Below are 16,674 nucleotides of genomic sequence, written 5' to 3' on the forward strand. Positions count from 1 at the left end.
ATACACGAAGTTATGGAAGCAGACCAAGGGAATCTTATTGAGGTAGACTCAGCAACAAGAGGGAAAATTTGCCATATATAATTTCTGTCAGAGTTACAGGAGGGACTGCCAATGCAGTGGTGTGATCTGTTTAATGTAAATCACGAACCATCTTTTGAAGATATTAAGCAATTTATTGGTAAAGGTGAACCGCTTTGGTCGGAGCTGCTTTCCTATATTGAAAAAGCCTACCAGGTGAAGCCCAAAATGACTTATAGCAAATGTTCCGCCCAGCCAGGCTGGAATGTTAAATATCAAAAGGGCAGTAAATCGTTATGTACGCTTTATCCGATGGAGGGGTATTTTATTGCGCTAGTCGTAGTTGGAGCCAAAGAGGAAGAAGAGACAGAAATGGCGTTGGGTACATTTACGCCATTCGTGCAAGGCCTGTATCTCAAAACAGCTTTTTCCTGTGGCGGACGTTGGTTAATGATCAAAGTAGATGACAAGTTAGTCCTTGATGATGTAAAGAGCCTAATTGCCATAAGGGTAAAGCCCAAAAGGTGTTAGTGGAAGGGCATTAGGTCATTACCCGGGGTCAAATTGACTATATTATCCCATGTATTAATTTTTAACAGGTTTAGAGCACCTGTTATTTTTATGGAAAGTTAACTTTACATTCTATCGAGAATATGTTATATATATGGAAAGTAAACTTTCCATAAGCGTTAGGAGTGAGTCTATGAATAACAGATTAGAAGAAATACGCAGGCAGCGAGGAATAAAGCAGGAAGAGCTTGCCGCGGCTTTGGAAGTATCTCGACAAACCATAGGTTCACTTGAAAATGGACGGTATAATCCATCCATCATCTTAGCATTCAAAATTGCACGCTTCTTTGGGATGAATGTTGAAGAAATATTTATTTATGAGGGGGAAGAATAAATATGACAAAGAATATGAAAGCAATTGGCTTTTCCATTTTAGGAATATTATTAATCGTAATAGGGTTCGTTTTGATAAAGGCCATTCATGAACCACAAAGAAGTATGCAAGTCTTGCCATACATCTGTGTTGGTATTGGATGCGGACTATTTGGTCACCATTTAGGAAAAATCATTAGCAATATGGCGCTGAAAAATTATCCGGATGAGGTTAGGAAAATAGAAATTGAGCAAAATGATGAAAGAAATCTAACAATTACCAATAAGGCCAAAGCTAAGGCTTATGATAAAATGATCTATGTATATGGCGCGACAATCCTGGCATTTGGTTTAATGCAGATTGATTTGATGGCGATTATCATATTGGTTATTTCATATTTATTTGTAGTATTCTCAGGTATCTATTACAGATCAAAATATGAAAAAGAAATGTGAAACGATCATCATTGTATGAAAAGGGAGCTCAATGAAAAAGCAAAAAAGATTACTTCTAACGATTCTTTGTCTAACCGTGCTAGTTTTACTTGGTTACAGCTCACTGAACGGCAGCTCATCGGCTTTTACGGATCAGTCGCGGCAGACAGTGACTGTGGTCGAAGATCAAAAAGGTACGCTGCCGTCAAATCCGAATTCCTCCAATACCGGCTCAGGTGCGGATATTGCTTCAGTCTCAGGCACCCTTCAAGTCCATTTCATTGATGTCGGGCAGGCGGATTGTATTCTAATCAAAACCCCTTCGGGAAAAACCATGCTGATCGATGCAGGGAATAATGAAGATGCAGAAACGGTTACCTCGTACATAGAAAAACAAAAAATAAGTAAACTGGATATTGTCGTTGGCACCCATCCTCATGAGGACCATATTGGGGGTCTTGATGCCGTAATCGATAACTTTAAAATCGGGCAAGTCATCATGCCGGGCAAAACCCATACGACTAAAACGTTCAAGGATGTACTTAGCGCGGTGAAAAATAAAGGCCTCAAAATAACATCGGCGAAAACAGGTGTTAATCTGGACTTAGGGGACGGTGTGACTGCCGTTGTACTCGCTCCGAACGGTTCAGATTATGAAGATCTGAACAATTACAGCGCTGTGATCAGGATAGCATTCGGCAGCACTTCTTTTTTATTCACCGGTGATGCCGGAGAAGTGTCAGAGTCAGAAATGCTGCGGAATGTGAGCATGTATGCCCTGAAGTCGACAGTCCTAAAAGTTGGGCATCATGGCAGCGGCGATGCGACATCCGAGCCCTTTCTGGATCTGGTAGACCCCGAATATGCAATGATTTGCGTCGGGAAAGAAAATGATTATGATCATCCTGCACAGGAAACACTGGATAAGCTGAAGAATAAGGGAGTCAAGGTATTCAGGACAGACCTGGATGGGACGATTGTTGCGGTATCCGACGGATCAGAAGTGACATTTCATACGCTGGCGATTACATCAAAATAATGAGACTAATGGGTTTGATTATTCCAAAAAGGTGGCATCAAAATGAACGGTGTTATTGATCGTTTCGAAGGCAGCGTCGCCGTGGTGGAGTTTGACGGCAACAACAGAAAGAATATTAACCTCACTGATCTTCCTGCAGGGATTAAGGAAGGCGATGTCGTCGTGTTTAATGATGGTAAATGGCAGCTTGATCAGAATCAAACAGCCAGACTGAAAGCGGAAATTGATATACTGGCCCGTGATGTGTTTTGAGTAGTTGTCTGATCGTTGTCTAATCGTTGTCGGGATAATGGTAAAAAAACAGGAAATCCTACATTCTTGACTGGACAGGATTTCGAAAAAGCGTTAAATTGATAGTTGATTATTTTGGGGTTAACCTTTAGGAGGAAGAATGAACAAAGTATTCGCCGCAATAGACATCGCAGCAAATGCCCATAAGAGTCAGTTCAGGAAAGGGACCAATACGCCCTATATTACACACCCGTATGCAGTTGGGATGATCCTGCAGAAAGAAGGATGTGCGGAAGACATTGTTGTTGCTGGCATCCTGCATGATACCGTTGAGGATACCATCATTAATCTGGAATATCTCCGCAATAAATTTGGCAACAAGGTTGCCCTGATCGTAGAAGGGTGTTCAGAACCGGATAAATCACTGCCGTGGGAAGAACGCAAAGAACATACCATTGAATACCTGAAAACGGCGATACCGGTGATCAAGGCCGTAGCCTGCGCCGACAAGCTGCATAATGTTCTGACGATGCTGGAAGACTATCAAAAAGAAGGCGAGAAGCTTTGGACGCGGTTTAACCGGGGCAGAGAGAAGCAGGAATGGTATTACCGTAATCTCGTGCAAAGCTTTATGCATCCTCCGGTGGATGATGATTTTAAGAAGCTTTATCTTACATTTGCTAAAGCCGTCAGCGATCTTTTCGATCCCAAACCGGACAATATATCTTTTATTTGAACAAGATTAGTTTAAACAAGAAGAGTATCAAGAAAGAGTATTGGATCCAGATAAAAACCCGAAGTTCAAGGAGTTATGATTCCTTGGCCTTCGGGCTTTCTATCGCATGTAATAAGATCACAGTGTCATGGCTAATTTTCCCCCTGCTTTCTCTTCCTGAGCAGCATCTTTTGGCCATTCAAGGATTCAGAGCTCCACAAGCAGGAACACTTTTCTTAGACAAAAAAACTTATTTGCCGGCTTCTTTGGTATAGTTCAGTAAGCCTCCGGCTAGGATGATTCCAATCTGGCGTTCAGTCAGGTTATGGCTGACCCTGATGGAAGCATTTTTTCCGCTTAACAAGATATCAAATTCTTCGGAGTTTGATAGGGCTTCAGTCAGATTTGTAAAGATAAGCTTGCTGTCGTCCTTAATCAGGTCATAGTCACTCTCGTTGACAAAAGTAAGCGGCAGGATGCCAAAATTAATTAAATTAGCTTTATGAATCCGGGCAAAGCTCTTGGCCAGGACAACTCTGACGCCGAGGTACATCGGAACCAATGCGGCATGTTCGCGGCTGGAGCCCTGACCATAGTTCTGTCCGGCCACAATAATGCTTTGACCAAGCTGTCTGGCTCTAGCAGAGAATCCGGCATCAATCTTGCTATAAACATATTCGGAAAGAGCAGGAATATTGGATCTGAGCGGCAGTATTTTGGCGCCTGCAGGCATGATATCGTCTGTAGTAATATTGTCATTCAGCTTGATTACGACGGGAAGTTCCAGATCCGGCGTAAGCTTCGGAGCAATCGGCAGTGCTTTAATATTTGGACCGCGCACGATGGTGGTGTCCGGAGAACCAGGCGGAATAATAAGCGAATCATCGACCCGGAAATTTTCCGGCATGGGAATTTCAGCAGCAGGGCCCAGTGTGCGGGGATCGGTAAAGTAACCTGTCAGCGCACTGGCAGCAGCGACTTCCGGGCTGACCAGATATACGCCAGCGTCCGCAGTTCCGCTGCGCCCTTCAAAGTTGCGGTTAAAGGTCCTTAAGGAGACGGCGCCGGAAGAAGGGGACTGTCCCATGCCGATGCAGGGCCCACAGGCGGATTCCAATATTCTGGCTCCGGAATCAAGAAGATCGGTCAGCGCGCCGTTATTGGCCAGCATGGTCAGAACTTGACGGGAGCCGGGAGCGATCACCAGGCTGACGCTCGGATCGACCACTTTACCTTTTAAGATGGTAGCGGCAGTCATCAGGTCGCGGTAGGAAGAATTTGTACAGCTGCCGATCGCTACCTGGTTGACTTTGATATTCTTTAAAGAGCTTACAGCGGCGACGTTGTCAGGCATATGCGGCTGAGCTGCAAGCGGTTCCAAGGCAGAAAGGTCGATGCAGATTTCCTCATCGTATACCGCATCGGCGTCGGCTTCAAGCGGAATCCAGTCGTTTTCGCGGCCCTGGGCTTTCAGGAAGGTCCGGGTCTGTTCATCGCTCGGGAAGATGGAGGTCGTTGCACCGAGCTCGGCGCCCATGTTGGTGATGGTAGCTCTTTCGGGGACACTTAACGTAGAGACACCAGGACCGGCATATTCAAAGATCTTGCCGACACCGCCTTTGACGGACAGGCGGCGCAGGACTTCCAGAATGACATCTTTGGCGGACACCCACGGAGCTAATTTCCCGGTTAGATTGATTTTGACGACTTTCGGGTCAGGCAGATAGAATTCGCCGCCGCCCATGGCTACAGCAACATCGAGGCCGCCGGCGCCCATGGCCAGCATGCCAATTCCGCCGCCGGTAGGGGTGTGACTGTCCGAACCTAACAGGGTTTTACCAGGTTTTCCGAAACGCTCCAGATGGACCTGGTGGCAGATCCCGTTGCCGGGCCGCGAAAAATAAACACCAAAGCGGGAAGCGCAGCTTTGGAGAAAGGCGTGGTCGTCAGCATTTTCAAAACCGGTCTGCAGGGTGTTGTGATCGATGTAGCTGACGGATAATTCTGTTTTAACTCTTGGAATGCCAACGGCTTCAAACTGAAGATAAGCCATGGTTCCTGTGGCATCCTGAGTTAAAGTCTGATCTATCTTGATGCCGATTTCTCCTCCGGCCCCAAGTTCACCGGAGATGAGATGGGCGGATAATATTTTTTGTGTTAAATTTTGTTTCATATTTCTTACCCCTTTATTTAATTTATGATCCAACTTTATAATATAACAGAATGAGCCTGATTCATCCAGTATAACAAAAAAGTATACATAATATAGCAGATTTTTTTAAGGATATGGGTAGTTTTTTTGCGGTGTGAATATTTCAACGTTCATTTTTCGTTGTTTTCGGGTTATAATATAGCTGTTGTGTTTATTTAATTGGATTTAAGAGCAGTTTTTGGAGAAAATGATGATGACGGACAGCAGGTTAAACATTGTACTAGTTGAACCCGAGATACCTCCCAATACAGGAAATATTGCCAGATTGTGTGCAGCGGTTCAGGCCGACCTGCATTTAGTGAAGCCGCTCGGCTTCAGTATTGACGACAAGCATTTAAGAAGGGCAGGACTCGATTACTGGCATCTCTTAAAGGTACATGTTTATGAAAATTTTAACGAATTTGAAACCCAGAACGCTGAAGGTCAGTTTTTTCTGGCCACGACCAAAGCGTCTAAGTTTTATACAGATGTCGAGTTTCCAGACCGCTGCTATCTGCTTTTTGGACGGGAAACGAAGGGGCTGGCGCCGGAAATCCTACAGCGCTATCCTGACCGGCAGATCCGCCTGCCGATGAGAAAGGATGCGAGGTCCTTAAATCTGTCCAATTCAGTCGCGGTGATTGCGTATGAGGTTCTGCGTCAATGGGGCTTCCCAGGCCAGGTGTGACGGCCACGGATGGCCTAATGTCGCGGTGCCATGGATGGCAAGGAGCGACAAGGCCACGGATGGCCTAATGTCGCGGTGCCATTTAACTCACCATATCCGGAGGTAGTATGCTTTCTTATTTATCAACATTTTTACTGGCAGTCCTATTTGCTTTGATTTTAACACCCATCTCCATTATCCTGGCCAGAGAATGGGGTGTGATGGATTATCCGGGCGAGCGGAGAATACATAAGACCCCGATTCCGCGTCTCGGCGGCGCTGCGATTTATCTGGCTTTTTGGCTGGCTGTTTTTTTGACAGTAGCCGTGAATAAAATGCTGATCGGACTTTTCCTCGGCAGCACAATTATTTTTGTGGTCGGCATCTATGATGATGTAAAAGGAATGAGGCCTCTGGTCAAACTGCTCTGGCAGATCCTGGCCGCGGTGATTCTGATCTTTTTTGGTATGGCAGTCCCGCATATTACACTGCCTCTATATGGAGTCGTCCAACTAGGCTTGATCGGCAATATCTTTGCCGTGCTATGGATTGTCGGCCTGGTCAATGCTGTGAATATATCCGACGGTATGGATGGCCTTGCTTCGGGTATTTGCTTTATTGCGGCGATCACATTGTTCTGGTCAGCAACCATCCGTTCAGCCTATCCGGGGGCCGATCTTCTGATGCTGGCCCTGAGCGGCGTAACACTGGGCTTTTTGTTCTATAACTTTAATCCTGCTAAAATCATTATGGGTGATTCCGGGAGCATGTTTCTCGGCTATATGATCGGATCAGTCTCCATTTGGGGTTTGCTGAAAACCGCTACAGTACTCGGTTTGGTTTTCCCGTTGCTGGTGCTCGGCATGCCTTTGATGGACATGCTGTTTGCGATCATCCGGAGGAAGTGGAAAGGGCATTCGATCGTCCGGGCAGATAGGGGACACCTTCATCACCGTTTGCTCGATACTGGCCTGAACCAGCGCCAGGCAGTGTTTGTTCTATATGGAATCAGCCTTTGTTTCGGGCTGGCGGCAATTTTCTCCGCCTATGGACACTGGTACATCGCGGCGATTCTGGTGGTCATTGACCTCGGCATTATTTTGCGGATTATGTTCAGAAAGTTCCGCCTGCATAACTGGTACACGGTGACAAGACCGGCTTCTGCAGACATGGAAGATAAGAAGGAACTTAAGAAGGATGGCGAGGGAATGCAGCATAAAACGGAAGAGCAGAGTCAGGCAGAAACGCAGAATCCAGAAGGGCAGAATCAAGAAGAAAAGATCAAAATGAGGAATAAAGTATGAATATTATCTTTCACGGCCATGCCTGTTTTGAAATCCAGTCTGACGCAGGTCGGCTGATGATAGATCCATATTTGCGGAAGAATCCGAAAGCAAAGGTTAAGCCGGCTGATTTTAAAGCGCTCGATGCAATTCTGGTCACGCATGGTCATAGCGATCATTTGGGAGACGCAGTCGAACTGGCCAGGCTGACCGGGGCAGTCCTGATCTCTAATTTTGAACTATGCCGGTATGCGGAGACCTTTGGGGTGAGGATTCATCCGATGCATATCGGAGGCAAGCACATCTTTCCATTTGGAACTGTAAAGCTGACTCAGGCCGTTCATGGTTCCGGGATCGAGCAGGCTGATGGAACCTGTCTGTATGGTGGTTTGGCCTGCGGTTTTCTGCTTCAGCTCGAAGGCAAGCGGCTTTACCATGCCGGGGATACCGGTTTGTTCGGGGATATGAAGCTTATTGGCAGCCTGACAGAAATCGATCTGGCTATGCTGCCGATCGGGGATAATTTTGTGATGGGGCCGGAAGATGCGGCCGAAGCAGCTCAGATGCTCCAGGCCAAAGTCGTGATTCCGATGCATTACAATACATTTGAGGAAGAACAGCAGGATGCCAAGGCCTTTCTCGCGCTGCTAAGCAGAAAAGCACCGGAGAGCAAGGGAATGATTCTTGAGCCGGGACAGTATATGAAATTATAGAATCTAAAGGACATTAATGCAGTGCTAAACATATCAAGAAAGCTGGAAGACAAAGCAAATTTATGATATAAAAACCGATATTGATCATAAGATTAGACAAATAGATGTGTTTTAAAGAAAATCCTGTAACCCTTACAGGATATTTTTTGCTTTTCAGGGCAAAAATAGACTGTAAGGAGATGAAAACAGAATGAGAACCAAAGATTGCGCGAAAGAATGCATTTATGCTGTGGACGGCGTCTGCCGTCTGGAAAACAACCATGGGCTGAAAACCCCCGAATGCCCTAACCGGGACGGTTCACTGGCCGCAGTCTCCATACTCTGAATAGGAGCGTTAAAGCATGAGAGAAAACATCACCAAGAAAAACACAGGCAATACGAAAAAAAAGGATAACAGGAAGAAAAGACCAGATTTCATTGAGGAAATGAAAATGGAGATTGCTTCGGAACTTGGCATCATCCAGCAGGTCAAAAACGAGGGCTGGGATTCCCTGTCTCCGAGAATTTCCGGGAAAATAGGCGGAAAGCTGTCTCAGAGATTAAAACGGATTAATAAATAAAAACTACTATATAACAACAATTAGTTCAAAGCCTCACCATGTGATATAATTAATGAAAAAAACAGGTGAGGCGTTTTTATTTGACAAAGACAAAGCATCAGCAGATTCTTAATTTTATTGAGGATCTCGACATAGGGAGCAAGGTATCAGTCCGGTTTATTGCCAAAGAGCTTGATGTCAGCGAAGGGACTGCTTACCGCGCAATTAAAGAAGCGGAGAACAAAGGGTTTGTCCGTTCGATCCCGAAGGTTGGGACGCTGCGGATTGAAGGGGTCAAAGAAAAACAGATTGAAGATCTTACGCTTCAGGAAGTAGCCCAAATCGTGGAAGGGCTTGTTATCTGCGGAGAGAACAGGCTGACGGAATGTCCGAATAAGTTTATTATTGCGGCGATGGAACTGAAAGATTTAGCGCGTTATCTGGAAGAAGGCGCGCTTTGTATCGTCGGCAACAGGACAGATGCCCAGCTCCTTGCCTTGAAAAATAATGTTCCTTTGCTTATTTCCGGAGGCCCGGGACCTACGGAAGAGGTCGTGGCGCTGGCCAAGAGCCTGAATTCGGTGGTGATCATTTCCCCGTATGACACCTTCGTAGTTACGACGATGATCAACCGGGCGCTTTTTGACAGGCTCATCGGCAAGGAACTATTGCTCATTGAAGATATCATGGTCAAGGATGCGAAGGTTCTGGAAGACAGTGCTACGATCGGAGACTGGTATAAGCTTTCGCAAAAGACCGGACACAGCCGCTTCCCGGTCATCGATAACCAGCACAACCTGCTCGGCACTGTGACCGCGGTCGATGTCGCCGGCGAAGGCGTCGAGGTCAAGATCACCAAAGTCATGAACAGAAATCCACTGACCGTCGGAAGAGACGATCCGGTTACCCATATCTCCCGCAAAATGGTCTGGGAGGGCTGGGAGATTGCGCCCGTACTTGAAAACGGCAAGTTGATCGGAATCATAAGCTTGCAGGATGTACTCGAGGCTTTTCAGCAGATCCAAAAGCAGCCTCAGTTCGGCGAGACCGTAGATAATCTGGTTTTAAGCGGCTTTGGTTATGTGGAAGAGTCTGAATACCTGACCATTCGGGGCGAAATCACGCAGTTTATGGTAAATGAATTTGGTTCAGCCAGCTGCGGTGTTCTGGTAACCCTGATGAATACGGCGGGTTACATTGCGCTCCGAAAAAAATACCGCTTGGATGCGATCACGGAAAATTTCAGCTTTTATCAATTCCATCCGGTTCCGGCCGGAACAGTCGTCAGCATTTCGGCCAGACTGTTGCTAGTAACAAAAAAGAACTGCAATATTGAGATTGAAGTTTTCAATGATAACGGAGTCCTGGCTAAAGGGATGATGACAGCCCGGATGGGGGATAAAAGATAGGCTATGTTCACACATCTTCATGTTCATACCGAATACAGTCTTCTGGACGGCGCGGCCAGAATCAATGACCTTGTACATTCTGCTGCTGAGCTGGAAATGCCGGCGCTTGCGATCACCGATCACGGCGTGATGTACGGCGTGCTGGATTTTTATAAAGCCTGTGGCAAACAGGGAATCAAGCCTATCATCGGCTGTGAGATCTATATGGCTCCCGGAAAAAGAACGGAACGGGTCCTCGGCAAAGATGACAAGAACTATCATCTGGTTCTTCTTGCCGAAACGAACGAGGGCTATCAGAACCTGGTGAAAATTGTTTCGCAGGCCAACGTGGACGGTTTTTATTACAAACCTAGGGCCGACAAGGAGCTTTTACAGCAGCACAGTAAAGGTTTAATTGCATTGAGCGCCTGTCTGGGCGGGGAGATCCCGGAGTACCTGATGCAGGACAATCCGGCCAGAGCCAGAGCGGCCGCGATGGAGTATCTTGATATTTTCGGTCCGGAACACTTTTATCTGGAGTTGCAGGATCATGGCATCACCGATCAGAGAAAGGTCAACGCCGGCCTCTGGGACCTGCACCGGGAGACGCGGATTCCGCTGCTTGCGACCAACGATGTCCATTATATTCGGAAAGAAGATGCGTCGGTTCAGGATATCCTGCTGTGCATCCAGACCGGAAAGACGCTGGCTGACAGCTCCAGGATGAGCTTTGAGGGCAGGGAGTATTATCTGAAAAGCAAGCAGGAGATGAATTTGCTTTTTGGGGAGACGCCCGAGGTTTTACGCCAGACGAATGAGATTGCGGAGCGCTGCAACGTCAGCTTTTCGTTTGGCCAGCATTATCTGCCGGTCTACGAGGTTCCGGAAGGCTGCACCCTGGACGAGTACCTGCGGGAATTATGCTGGAAGGCGTTCCCGGTATTTTACTCGGAGGAAACGCCGGAACAGCGCGAGCGTCTGGAATATGAGCTTGGGATTATTACCCAGACTGGTTTTTCCGGGTATTTTTTAATTGTGTCCGATTTCTGCCGGTATGCCCGGGAGCATGATGTTGCGGTCGGTCCGGGGCGTGGTTCAGCAGCTGCGAGTATGGTTGCGTACTTGCTCGGCATCACCTCCGTGGAACCACTGCGCCATGATCTTCTTTTTGAACGTTTTTTAAATCCGGAAAGGATATCCATGCCGGATATTGATATCGACTTTGACCCGGAAGGCCGGGAAAAAGTCATCAAATATGTAACAGAAAAGTATGGGGAAGAGAAGGTTTGCCAGATCATTACGTTTGGTACCATGGGCGCCAAGGGCGTGCTGAGGGATGTCGGAAGAGTCCTGAATATACCGCTCAGCAAAGTCGATAAAGTCGCCAAAGCAGTGCCGTATGAATTGGGCATGACGCTGGAAAGAGCGCTGGCCGTTTCTCCTGAACTGCAGAAAATGGTTAGGGAAGAAGAGGAAATCAAAAAGTTGTATGAGATTTCCAAGTCCCTGGAGGGGATGCCGCGGCATGCTTCCACGCATGCTGCCGGCGTCGTGATTGCCAGGGACGAATTGACCAGTTACCTTCCACTTCAGAAAACCTCCGACGGGCTCTTGATGACGCAGTTTCCGATGAAAACGGTTGAGGAGATTGGACTGCTGAAGATGGATTTCCTGGGCCTGCGGAACCTGACGATCCTGACCAAAGCGCTTGCAAATATTGAACAGGCCCGCGATATCCGGCTTGACCTGAACCATTTGCCGCTCGACGACCAAGCGACGTATCAGCTGCTTTCCGAAGGGAACAGTACAGGTGTATTTCAGCTGGAAAGCGGTGGCATGCGGGCCATCTTAAAAGATTTGAAGCCCAATTGTTTTGAAGATATTATTGCGGTAAACGCGCTGTACCGGCCCGGTCCGATGGAACAGATTCCGGAGTTCGTGCGCCGGAAGCATGGCGGGCTGATCAAAGTCCTGCATTCAAAAATAGAAGAGATTTTAAGACCGACCTACGGGATTATCGTCTACCAGGAACAGGTCATGCAGATAGCTCAGAATCTTGGCGGATACTCTCTTGGACGAGCAGATCTTCTGCGCAGGGCCATGGGGAAAAAAGACAAGAAGATCATGGCCGAAGAAAAGCAGAACTTTATCTACGGCCTGCAAGACAGCGGCGGTGAATGGATTGTGCCGGGAGCGCTCCGTCTGGGTATAGGTGAAAAGGAAGCTGAAGAGATTTTTGATCTGATGGCCAAATTTGCCGAGTACGGATTCAATAAGGGGCATGCCACGGCTTATGCGATGATCTCATATCAGACAGCGTATCTGAAGGCGAATTATCCGCTCGAATACACTGCAGCGCTGCTGAGTTCCGTAATCGGCGCATCAGATAAAGTCACTTTTTACATTCAGGAAGCCAGGAGCAGCGGCATTGAGATTCTGCCGCCCGATGTCCAGTACAGTTACCGGGATTTTACCATAGAACACGGAGCGATACGTTTCGGGCTCGAGGCGATCCGCAATGTCGGGACACAGGTGGTTGACAGGATCATCGCCGAAAGAGCTAACGGCCCGTTTGCGTCGTTTTATGACTTTATTGTACGCATGGATGCTAAAGTTCTAAACAAACGAACCCTTGAAAGTCTGATTAAGGCCGGCGCGTTTCAGTCACTGTGCAGCCGCGCTCAGGCTATGAAAGTCCTGGATCAGGCCCTGGAGCTGGCCCAGAACCGGCAAAAGGACAACGAATCCGGCCAGATGTCTTTGTTTGATCTCGACCAGGACCTCGATGAAGGGTTGCGTATGCCTGAAATACCGGAATTCAGCGAGAGCGAGATCCTAAAGATGGAGAGGGAGTATATCGGTATTTATCTCACAGCCCATCCGCTTTATTCCGTGAATGACCTATTAAGGAAAATCACGAGTTCAGAAATTGCGGCCTGTCTCGAAAGTGCGGAAGAAAAAAAGGTCATTCTGGGTGGGATAATAAATTCTTATCGGCAAACAATAACGAAAAAAGGGGAAATGATGGCTACCTTCTTACTGGAGGATCTGACCGGAACGATTGAGGTTCTGGTATTCCCCAGATTGTTTCCGGAAGTTGTCAGGATGGACAACGACCATATTGTGGTTGTTCACGGTCGTTATTATGTGAATGAAGATGAAAAGAAAATATTTGCTGAAAAAGTTCTGCCGATCGAGGAATGCAGCGTCAAACCGGATAAATTGTTTCTGAAGATTCCAAGCAATCAGGATACGGAACTGACCGATAAGATCCTGGCAATCCTTGGGGCATTTCGCGGAACGCATCCTGTCTATTTCTTTTGCCAGGATAATAAGAAGACCTTTGAGATAAGTCCAAATTATTTTGTCAGGCCATCTGAAGAGCTTGACAGGGCGCTTATTGCGCTTTTGGGAAATGATCAGGTAAGATGGCAATAAAAATTTGTTGGAAGAGGCAGGATATTGTTACTTTGGGGCGAATCCCATAAATAGATTTTATGACGCTGAGATATTTTCTGAACTGAAGGAGATTTTTTGTGCGAACTGCGATATACCCGGGGACATTCGATCCAGTAACCAATGGGCACCTTGATATCCTGCATAGAGCTATTTACCTTTTTGACCGTGTCATTGTGGCGGTAGCTTCCGAAAGTAACAAACAGACGCTTTTTTCATTGGAAGAAAGGCAGAAACTGTTGAGATGCGAAACCAGCGATATGAAAAATGTTGAAGTCAAGTCTTTTGGCGGTCTGACTGTGGATTTTGCGCGTGAATGCGGAGCTGTTGCGCTGATCAGAGGCTTGCGGGCCATGACGGATTTCGAATACGAATTTCAGCTGGCTTTGATGAATAAAAAGCTGGCTCCTGACATCGAGACCGTCTTTTTAATGACAAAAAGCGAGTATTCGTTCATCAGTTCCAGCTCGATCAAATCGGCGGCAAGTCTGAAAGGAGATGTTTCAGGATTAGTTCCGCCAAATGTGGAGAAAGCAATGATTCAGAAGTATAATAAGATGGTCTAAATGCTTATTGGAGGATAGAATATGTGGACAGTCATTTATATAGCACCAAATAAAGCAGTCGCTGAAAAATATCAAAAAGCATTTGCAGACGAAGGTATTTTAGTCCAGCTAAAAGCAGTTGGTTCACAGGAATCCGTCGACGTAAGCGTCGAAATACTCGTGCCGGAGTCGGAGGCTGAGGAAGCCAACGAGATCCTGACCGGTATTATTCGTTCATAATCCAAGTTGTCTTTATGGGAGTAAAAAATAATATGAAAATGGCCGTAAAAAAAGTGGCAATGTACTTGCGTTTTTGACGCTGATATTATAAAATAGCAAAAGTAAGGCGTGCCGAAGTGGCGGAATTGGCAGACGCGTCGGTCTCAAAAACCGATATCTGTGAAGATGTGCCGGTTCGACCCCGGCCTTCGGCACCATGAAATTTAAAGGCTTTTGGGCCTTTTTATTTTTTGCCCAAATGTATTGAAATTTATATTTGTACAGATTTTTTTAGGCAGATAACACAAGAAGAGGGCGATATTATTTCATCCTCTTCTTTGCATTATTATTTGGACTTTTGATCATCCCTATTTAGATGGAAAATCAGTGTAAAAGAAGGATTTTAGTATATGACTGTAAAATATATGCTAAATTAGCAAAAGATTCTTGTTAATGTATAAAACAAGGTATATAGGAGGAAAATCATGGATTTTATTGATGAATTGAAACAGTTTGCTTTAAGAGTGGAAAATTTGAGGGAAAAAATCACCACTGAAGAGGCTACTAAAAATTCACTTATCCTTCCGTTCTTCCAAATGCTTGGATATGACATTTTTGATCCAAGTGAAGTTGTTCCGGAATTCACGGCTGACGTTGGTATCAAAAAAGGTGAAAAAGTTGACTATGCAATATTTCAGAACGGAACACCTATTATATTGGTTGAAGCAAAATGGTGCGGCGAAAAATTAGATAAGCATGGTTCTCAATTGTTTAGGTATTTTGGAACGACGAAAGCAAAATTTGGGATATTGACTAACGGGATCATTTATCAATTCTTCACTGATTTAGAGGAACCAAATAAAATGGATGAAAAGCCTTTTATGGAACTTAATTTATTAGATATCAAAGAAGCATTGGTTCCAGAAGTTAAAAAATTCCATAAATCTGCTTTGAATGTTGAATACGTTTTTAATACTGCATCTGAATTAAAATACACGAGTCTTATTAGGACATTATTATCTAAACAAAGGCAGGATCCAGATGAAAGTTTTGTAACATATATTCTTGGTGAAATATATGAGGGGAAACGAACAAAGGCAACTGTTGATAAATTTAAGGAAATAGTAAAAAAATCATACAACCAATTTCTAAATGAGATAGTTAATGATCGGCTAAAAGCTGCGATGGGTGATTCAGAAAAGGTTGAACAAGAACCACAGGAGGCAGTAACTACTGTACAGAAGGATCAGGAATTAAAAAATAAAATAGAGACAACACAAGAAGAGTTAGAATATTATTATGCAGTAAAAAGTGTTTTAAATCCGGCAGTTAATTCATCAAGGATATTCTTTAGAGATACCGAATCATATTTTGGTATTCTCTTGGATGATAACAAACTAAAGTGGATATGTAGATTAGGCTTAAATGCACAGCAGAAATATTTATACATTCCTGATGAGAATAAACACCCGATTCGAATTCAAATATCGGACGTTAATGATATCTATAACTATCAAACACAGCTGATTGAATCAGTAAAAAGATACCTATCGTAAGAGTATATATAGGAAGAGCATGATCAATCATGCTCAGATTACTGACGAACCCCATGATTAAAAATTAATGGGGTTCGTTTTTGTTTTATTTAAGCATACGAAAGAATATTCTTGTCAGAATAAAGTAAACACATTTAAAAGGCTCAGATTTTATTTCATGAGCCTTTACTATTTGTATAAATTAACATATATCATACATAATAGAATAATGTATTAAAGAAAAGTTTAATTAATTTGCTTGTATATATATGGAAAGTAGGTTAAAATAAATGTACAAGAAATATCGATTAGAACGGAGGGGAAGAGAGGTGGCGAGTGCAAAAACAGCAGTTCTTAATACGACAAAAAGATCTGGAAGATTTGATATTCTACGCGAATCACTATCTTTGTCCCTTGATAGAAAAACTGCAAGAGCTATACACAAGGCAAAGAAAGATGCGCAAAAAGAGGGGAATATGGTTCCTCTGCGCAGTTTGATAAAATAAATGTACGAAGTCGTACTTGTTAAGGATGTAGAAAAGTACCTGAAAAGTTGCCCCAGTAAAATGCGAGAGCGTTTTTTGAGGCAACTTTCTACTTTAGAGGAATCTCCAAGAACTCATGGTGACATGCTGGTTGGTGAATTTCATGGATTATACCGGATGAAACTTTTTTATAATGGGGTTCAGTATCGGGCGATTTATGATATTCAGGAAGAAAAAGTAAGAGTATTAGTGCTTTTTATTGGCAAGCGAGAACAGGTATATGAAAAAGCAAAACGAAAGAAAATTGCTAAAAAATAGTTAATGATATGGATA

19 protein-coding genes and 1 tRNA gene are annotated in these 16,674 nt (G+C 44.9%); 19 read left to right on the plus strand and 1 reads right to left on the minus strand.

The window, feature by feature from the left end; all coding sequences use genetic code 11:
• Positions 1-111: 111 nt before the first annotated feature.
• The 6 genes from AB3489_RS06060 (at position 112) to AB3489_RS06085 (ending at position 3,341) form a co-directional block, all read left to right on the plus strand.
• Positions 112-549, plus strand: a complete 438-nt coding sequence (locus AB3489_RS06060; protein ID WP_368294334.1) for a DUF3788 domain-containing protein — start codon at positions 112-114, stop codon at positions 547-549.
• A gap of 172 nt (positions 550-721) precedes the next feature.
• Positions 722-922, plus strand: a complete 201-nt coding sequence (locus tag AB3489_RS06065; protein WP_019226490.1) for a helix-turn-helix transcriptional regulator — start codon at positions 722-724, stop codon at positions 920-922.
• A gap of 2 nt (positions 923-924) precedes the next feature.
• Positions 925-1,356 carry a hypothetical protein gene (locus tag AB3489_RS06070; protein ID WP_368294335.1) on the plus strand — a complete coding sequence of 144 codons (432 nt, stop codon included), beginning with the start codon at positions 925-927 and terminating at the stop codon, positions 1,354-1,356.
• Between the two features lie 76 nt (positions 1,357-1,432).
• On the plus strand, positions 1,433-2,374 hold the full coding sequence (locus tag AB3489_RS06075) for a ComEC/Rec2 family competence protein (RefSeq protein ID WP_368294336.1): 942 nt from the start codon (positions 1,433-1,435) through the stop codon (positions 2,372-2,374).
• 42 nt (positions 2,375-2,416) lie between these two features.
• Positions 2,417-2,626: a DUF3006 domain-containing protein gene (locus AB3489_RS06080; protein WP_368294337.1), complete on the plus strand. Its 210-nt coding sequence runs from the start codon at positions 2,417-2,419 to the stop codon at positions 2,624-2,626.
• Positions 2,627-2,765: 139 nt separating this feature from the next.
• Positions 2,766-3,341, plus strand: coding sequence for an HD domain-containing protein (locus AB3489_RS06085; protein WP_019226486.1), 576 nt, complete (start codon positions 2,766-2,768; stop codon positions 3,339-3,341).
• A gap of 229 nt (positions 3,342-3,570) precedes the next feature.
• Here the strand turns inward: AB3489_RS06085 and AB3489_RS06090 are convergent, their stop codons facing one another.
• Positions 3,571-5,493: an aconitate hydratase gene (locus tag AB3489_RS06090; RefSeq protein ID WP_368294338.1), complete on the minus strand. Its 1,923-nt coding sequence runs from the start codon at positions 5,491-5,493 to the stop codon at positions 3,571-3,573.
• Between the two features lie 229 nt (positions 5,494-5,722).
• Here AB3489_RS06090 and AB3489_RS06095 point away from each other — a divergent pair, with 229 nt between their 5' ends.
• The 13 genes from AB3489_RS06095 (at position 5,723) to AB3489_RS06155 (ending at position 16,659) form a co-directional block, all read left to right on the plus strand.
• A complete protein-coding gene (locus AB3489_RS06095; RefSeq protein WP_368294596.1) occupies positions 5,723-6,199 on the plus strand; it encodes a tRNA (cytidine(34)-2'-O)-methyltransferase in 477 nt (158 codons plus the stop codon).
• A gap of 107 nt (positions 6,200-6,306) precedes the next feature.
• Positions 6,307-7,482, plus strand: coding sequence for a glycosyltransferase family 4 protein (locus AB3489_RS06100; RefSeq protein WP_368294339.1), 1,176 nt, complete (start codon positions 6,307-6,309; stop codon positions 7,480-7,482).
• Positions 7,479-8,174 carry a metal-dependent hydrolase gene (locus AB3489_RS06105; protein ID WP_368294340.1) on the plus strand — a complete coding sequence of 232 codons (696 nt, stop codon included), beginning with the start codon at positions 7,479-7,481 and terminating at the stop codon, positions 8,172-8,174. Before AB3489_RS06100 ends, AB3489_RS06105 begins: the two co-directional genes overlap by 4 nt.
• 190 nt (positions 8,175-8,364) lie before the next feature.
• Entirely contained in the window at positions 8,365-8,499 is a 135-nt protein-coding gene (locus AB3489_RS06110) for a hypothetical protein (protein WP_015042999.1), read from the plus strand.
• 16 nt (positions 8,500-8,515) lie between these two features.
• Positions 8,516-8,734 (plus strand): small, acid-soluble spore protein, alpha/beta type, encoded by a 219-nt coding sequence (locus tag AB3489_RS06115; RefSeq protein WP_368294341.1) that lies wholly within the window; start codon positions 8,516-8,518, stop codon positions 8,732-8,734.
• A gap of 80 nt (positions 8,735-8,814) precedes the next feature.
• A complete protein-coding gene (locus AB3489_RS06120; protein WP_368294342.1) occupies positions 8,815-10,122 on the plus strand; it encodes a DRTGG domain-containing protein in 1,308 nt (435 codons plus the stop codon).
• Positions 10,123-10,125: 3 nt separating this feature from the next.
• A complete protein-coding gene (locus AB3489_RS06125) occupies positions 10,126-13,539 on the plus strand; it encodes a DNA polymerase III subunit alpha (RefSeq protein WP_368294343.1) in 3,414 nt (1,137 codons plus the stop codon).
• 98 nt (positions 13,540-13,637) lie between these two features.
• On the plus strand, positions 13,638-14,123 hold the full coding sequence (gene coaD, locus AB3489_RS06130) for a pantetheine-phosphate adenylyltransferase (RefSeq protein WP_368294344.1): 486 nt from the start codon (positions 13,638-13,640) through the stop codon (positions 14,121-14,123).
• Between the two features lie 21 nt (positions 14,124-14,144).
• Positions 14,145-14,342: a DUF2007 domain-containing protein gene (locus AB3489_RS06135; RefSeq protein ID WP_368294345.1), complete on the plus strand. Its 198-nt coding sequence runs from the start codon at positions 14,145-14,147 to the stop codon at positions 14,340-14,342.
• Positions 14,343-14,452: 110 nt separating this feature from the next.
• Positions 14,453-14,539 (plus strand) — tRNA-Leu (locus AB3489_RS06140).
• A gap of 267 nt (positions 14,540-14,806) precedes the next feature.
• Entirely contained in the window at positions 14,807-15,877 is a 1,071-nt protein-coding gene (locus AB3489_RS06145; protein ID WP_368294346.1) for a type I restriction endonuclease, read from the plus strand.
• A 308-nt stretch (positions 15,878-16,185) separates the two neighbouring features.
• Positions 16,186-16,362, plus strand: a complete 177-nt coding sequence (locus AB3489_RS06150; protein WP_368294347.1) for a hypothetical protein — start codon at positions 16,186-16,188, stop codon at positions 16,360-16,362.
• On the plus strand, positions 16,363-16,659 hold the full coding sequence (locus tag AB3489_RS06155; RefSeq protein WP_019226474.1) for a type II toxin-antitoxin system RelE/ParE family toxin: 297 nt from the start codon (positions 16,363-16,365) through the stop codon (positions 16,657-16,659).
• Positions 16,660-16,674: the final 15 nt, after the last annotated feature.

Origin of the sequence: Dehalobacter sp. TBBPA1, assembly GCF_040931655.1 — a bacterium.
GTDB lineage: Bacteria > Bacillota > Desulfitobacteriia > Desulfitobacteriales > Syntrophobotulaceae > Dehalobacter > Dehalobacter restrictus.

Bases quoted from the DNA above. Each gene is read 5' to 3' on its own strand.
- AB3489_RS06060 (WP_368294334.1), top strand. From the start codon at position 112: ATGCAGTGGTGTGATCTGTTTAATGTAAATCACGAACCATCTTTTGAA.
- AB3489_RS06065 (WP_019226490.1), top strand. From the start codon at position 722: ATGAATAACAGATTAGAAGAAATACGCAGGCAGCGAGGAATAAAGCAG.
- AB3489_RS06070 (WP_368294335.1), top strand. From the start codon at position 925: ATGACAAAGAATATGAAAGCAATTGGCTTTTCCATTTTAGGAATATTA.
- AB3489_RS06080 (WP_368294337.1), top strand. From the start codon at position 2,417: ATGAACGGTGTTATTGATCGTTTCGAAGGCAGCGTCGCCGTGGTGGAG.
- AB3489_RS06085 (WP_019226486.1), top strand. From the start codon at position 2,766: ATGAACAAAGTATTCGCCGCAATAGACATCGCAGCAAATGCCCATAAG.
- AB3489_RS06090 (WP_368294338.1), bottom strand. From the start codon at position 5,493: ATGAAACAAAATTTAACACAAAAAATATTATCCGCCCATCTCATCTCC.
- AB3489_RS06095 (WP_368294596.1), top strand. From the start codon at position 5,723: ATGATGACGGACAGCAGGTTAAACATTGTACTAGTTGAACCCGAGATA.
- AB3489_RS06100 (WP_368294339.1), top strand. From the start codon at position 6,307: ATGCTTTCTTATTTATCAACATTTTTACTGGCAGTCCTATTTGCTTTG.
- AB3489_RS06105 (WP_368294340.1), top strand. From the start codon at position 7,479: ATGAATATTATCTTTCACGGCCATGCCTGTTTTGAAATCCAGTCTGAC.
- AB3489_RS06110 (WP_015042999.1), top strand. From the start codon at position 8,365: ATGAGAACCAAAGATTGCGCGAAAGAATGCATTTATGCTGTGGACGGC.
- AB3489_RS06115 (WP_368294341.1), top strand. From the start codon at position 8,516: ATGAGAGAAAACATCACCAAGAAAAACACAGGCAATACGAAAAAAAAG.
- AB3489_RS06125 (WP_368294343.1), top strand. From the start codon at position 10,126: ATGTTCACACATCTTCATGTTCATACCGAATACAGTCTTCTGGACGGC.
- AB3489_RS06135 (WP_368294345.1), top strand. From the start codon at position 14,145: ATGTGGACAGTCATTTATATAGCACCAAATAAAGCAGTCGCTGAAAAA.
- AB3489_RS06145 (WP_368294346.1), top strand. From the start codon at position 14,807: ATGGATTTTATTGATGAATTGAAACAGTTTGCTTTAAGAGTGGAAAAT.
- AB3489_RS06155 (WP_019226474.1), top strand. From the start codon at position 16,363: ATGTACGAAGTCGTACTTGTTAAGGATGTAGAAAAGTACCTGAAAAGT.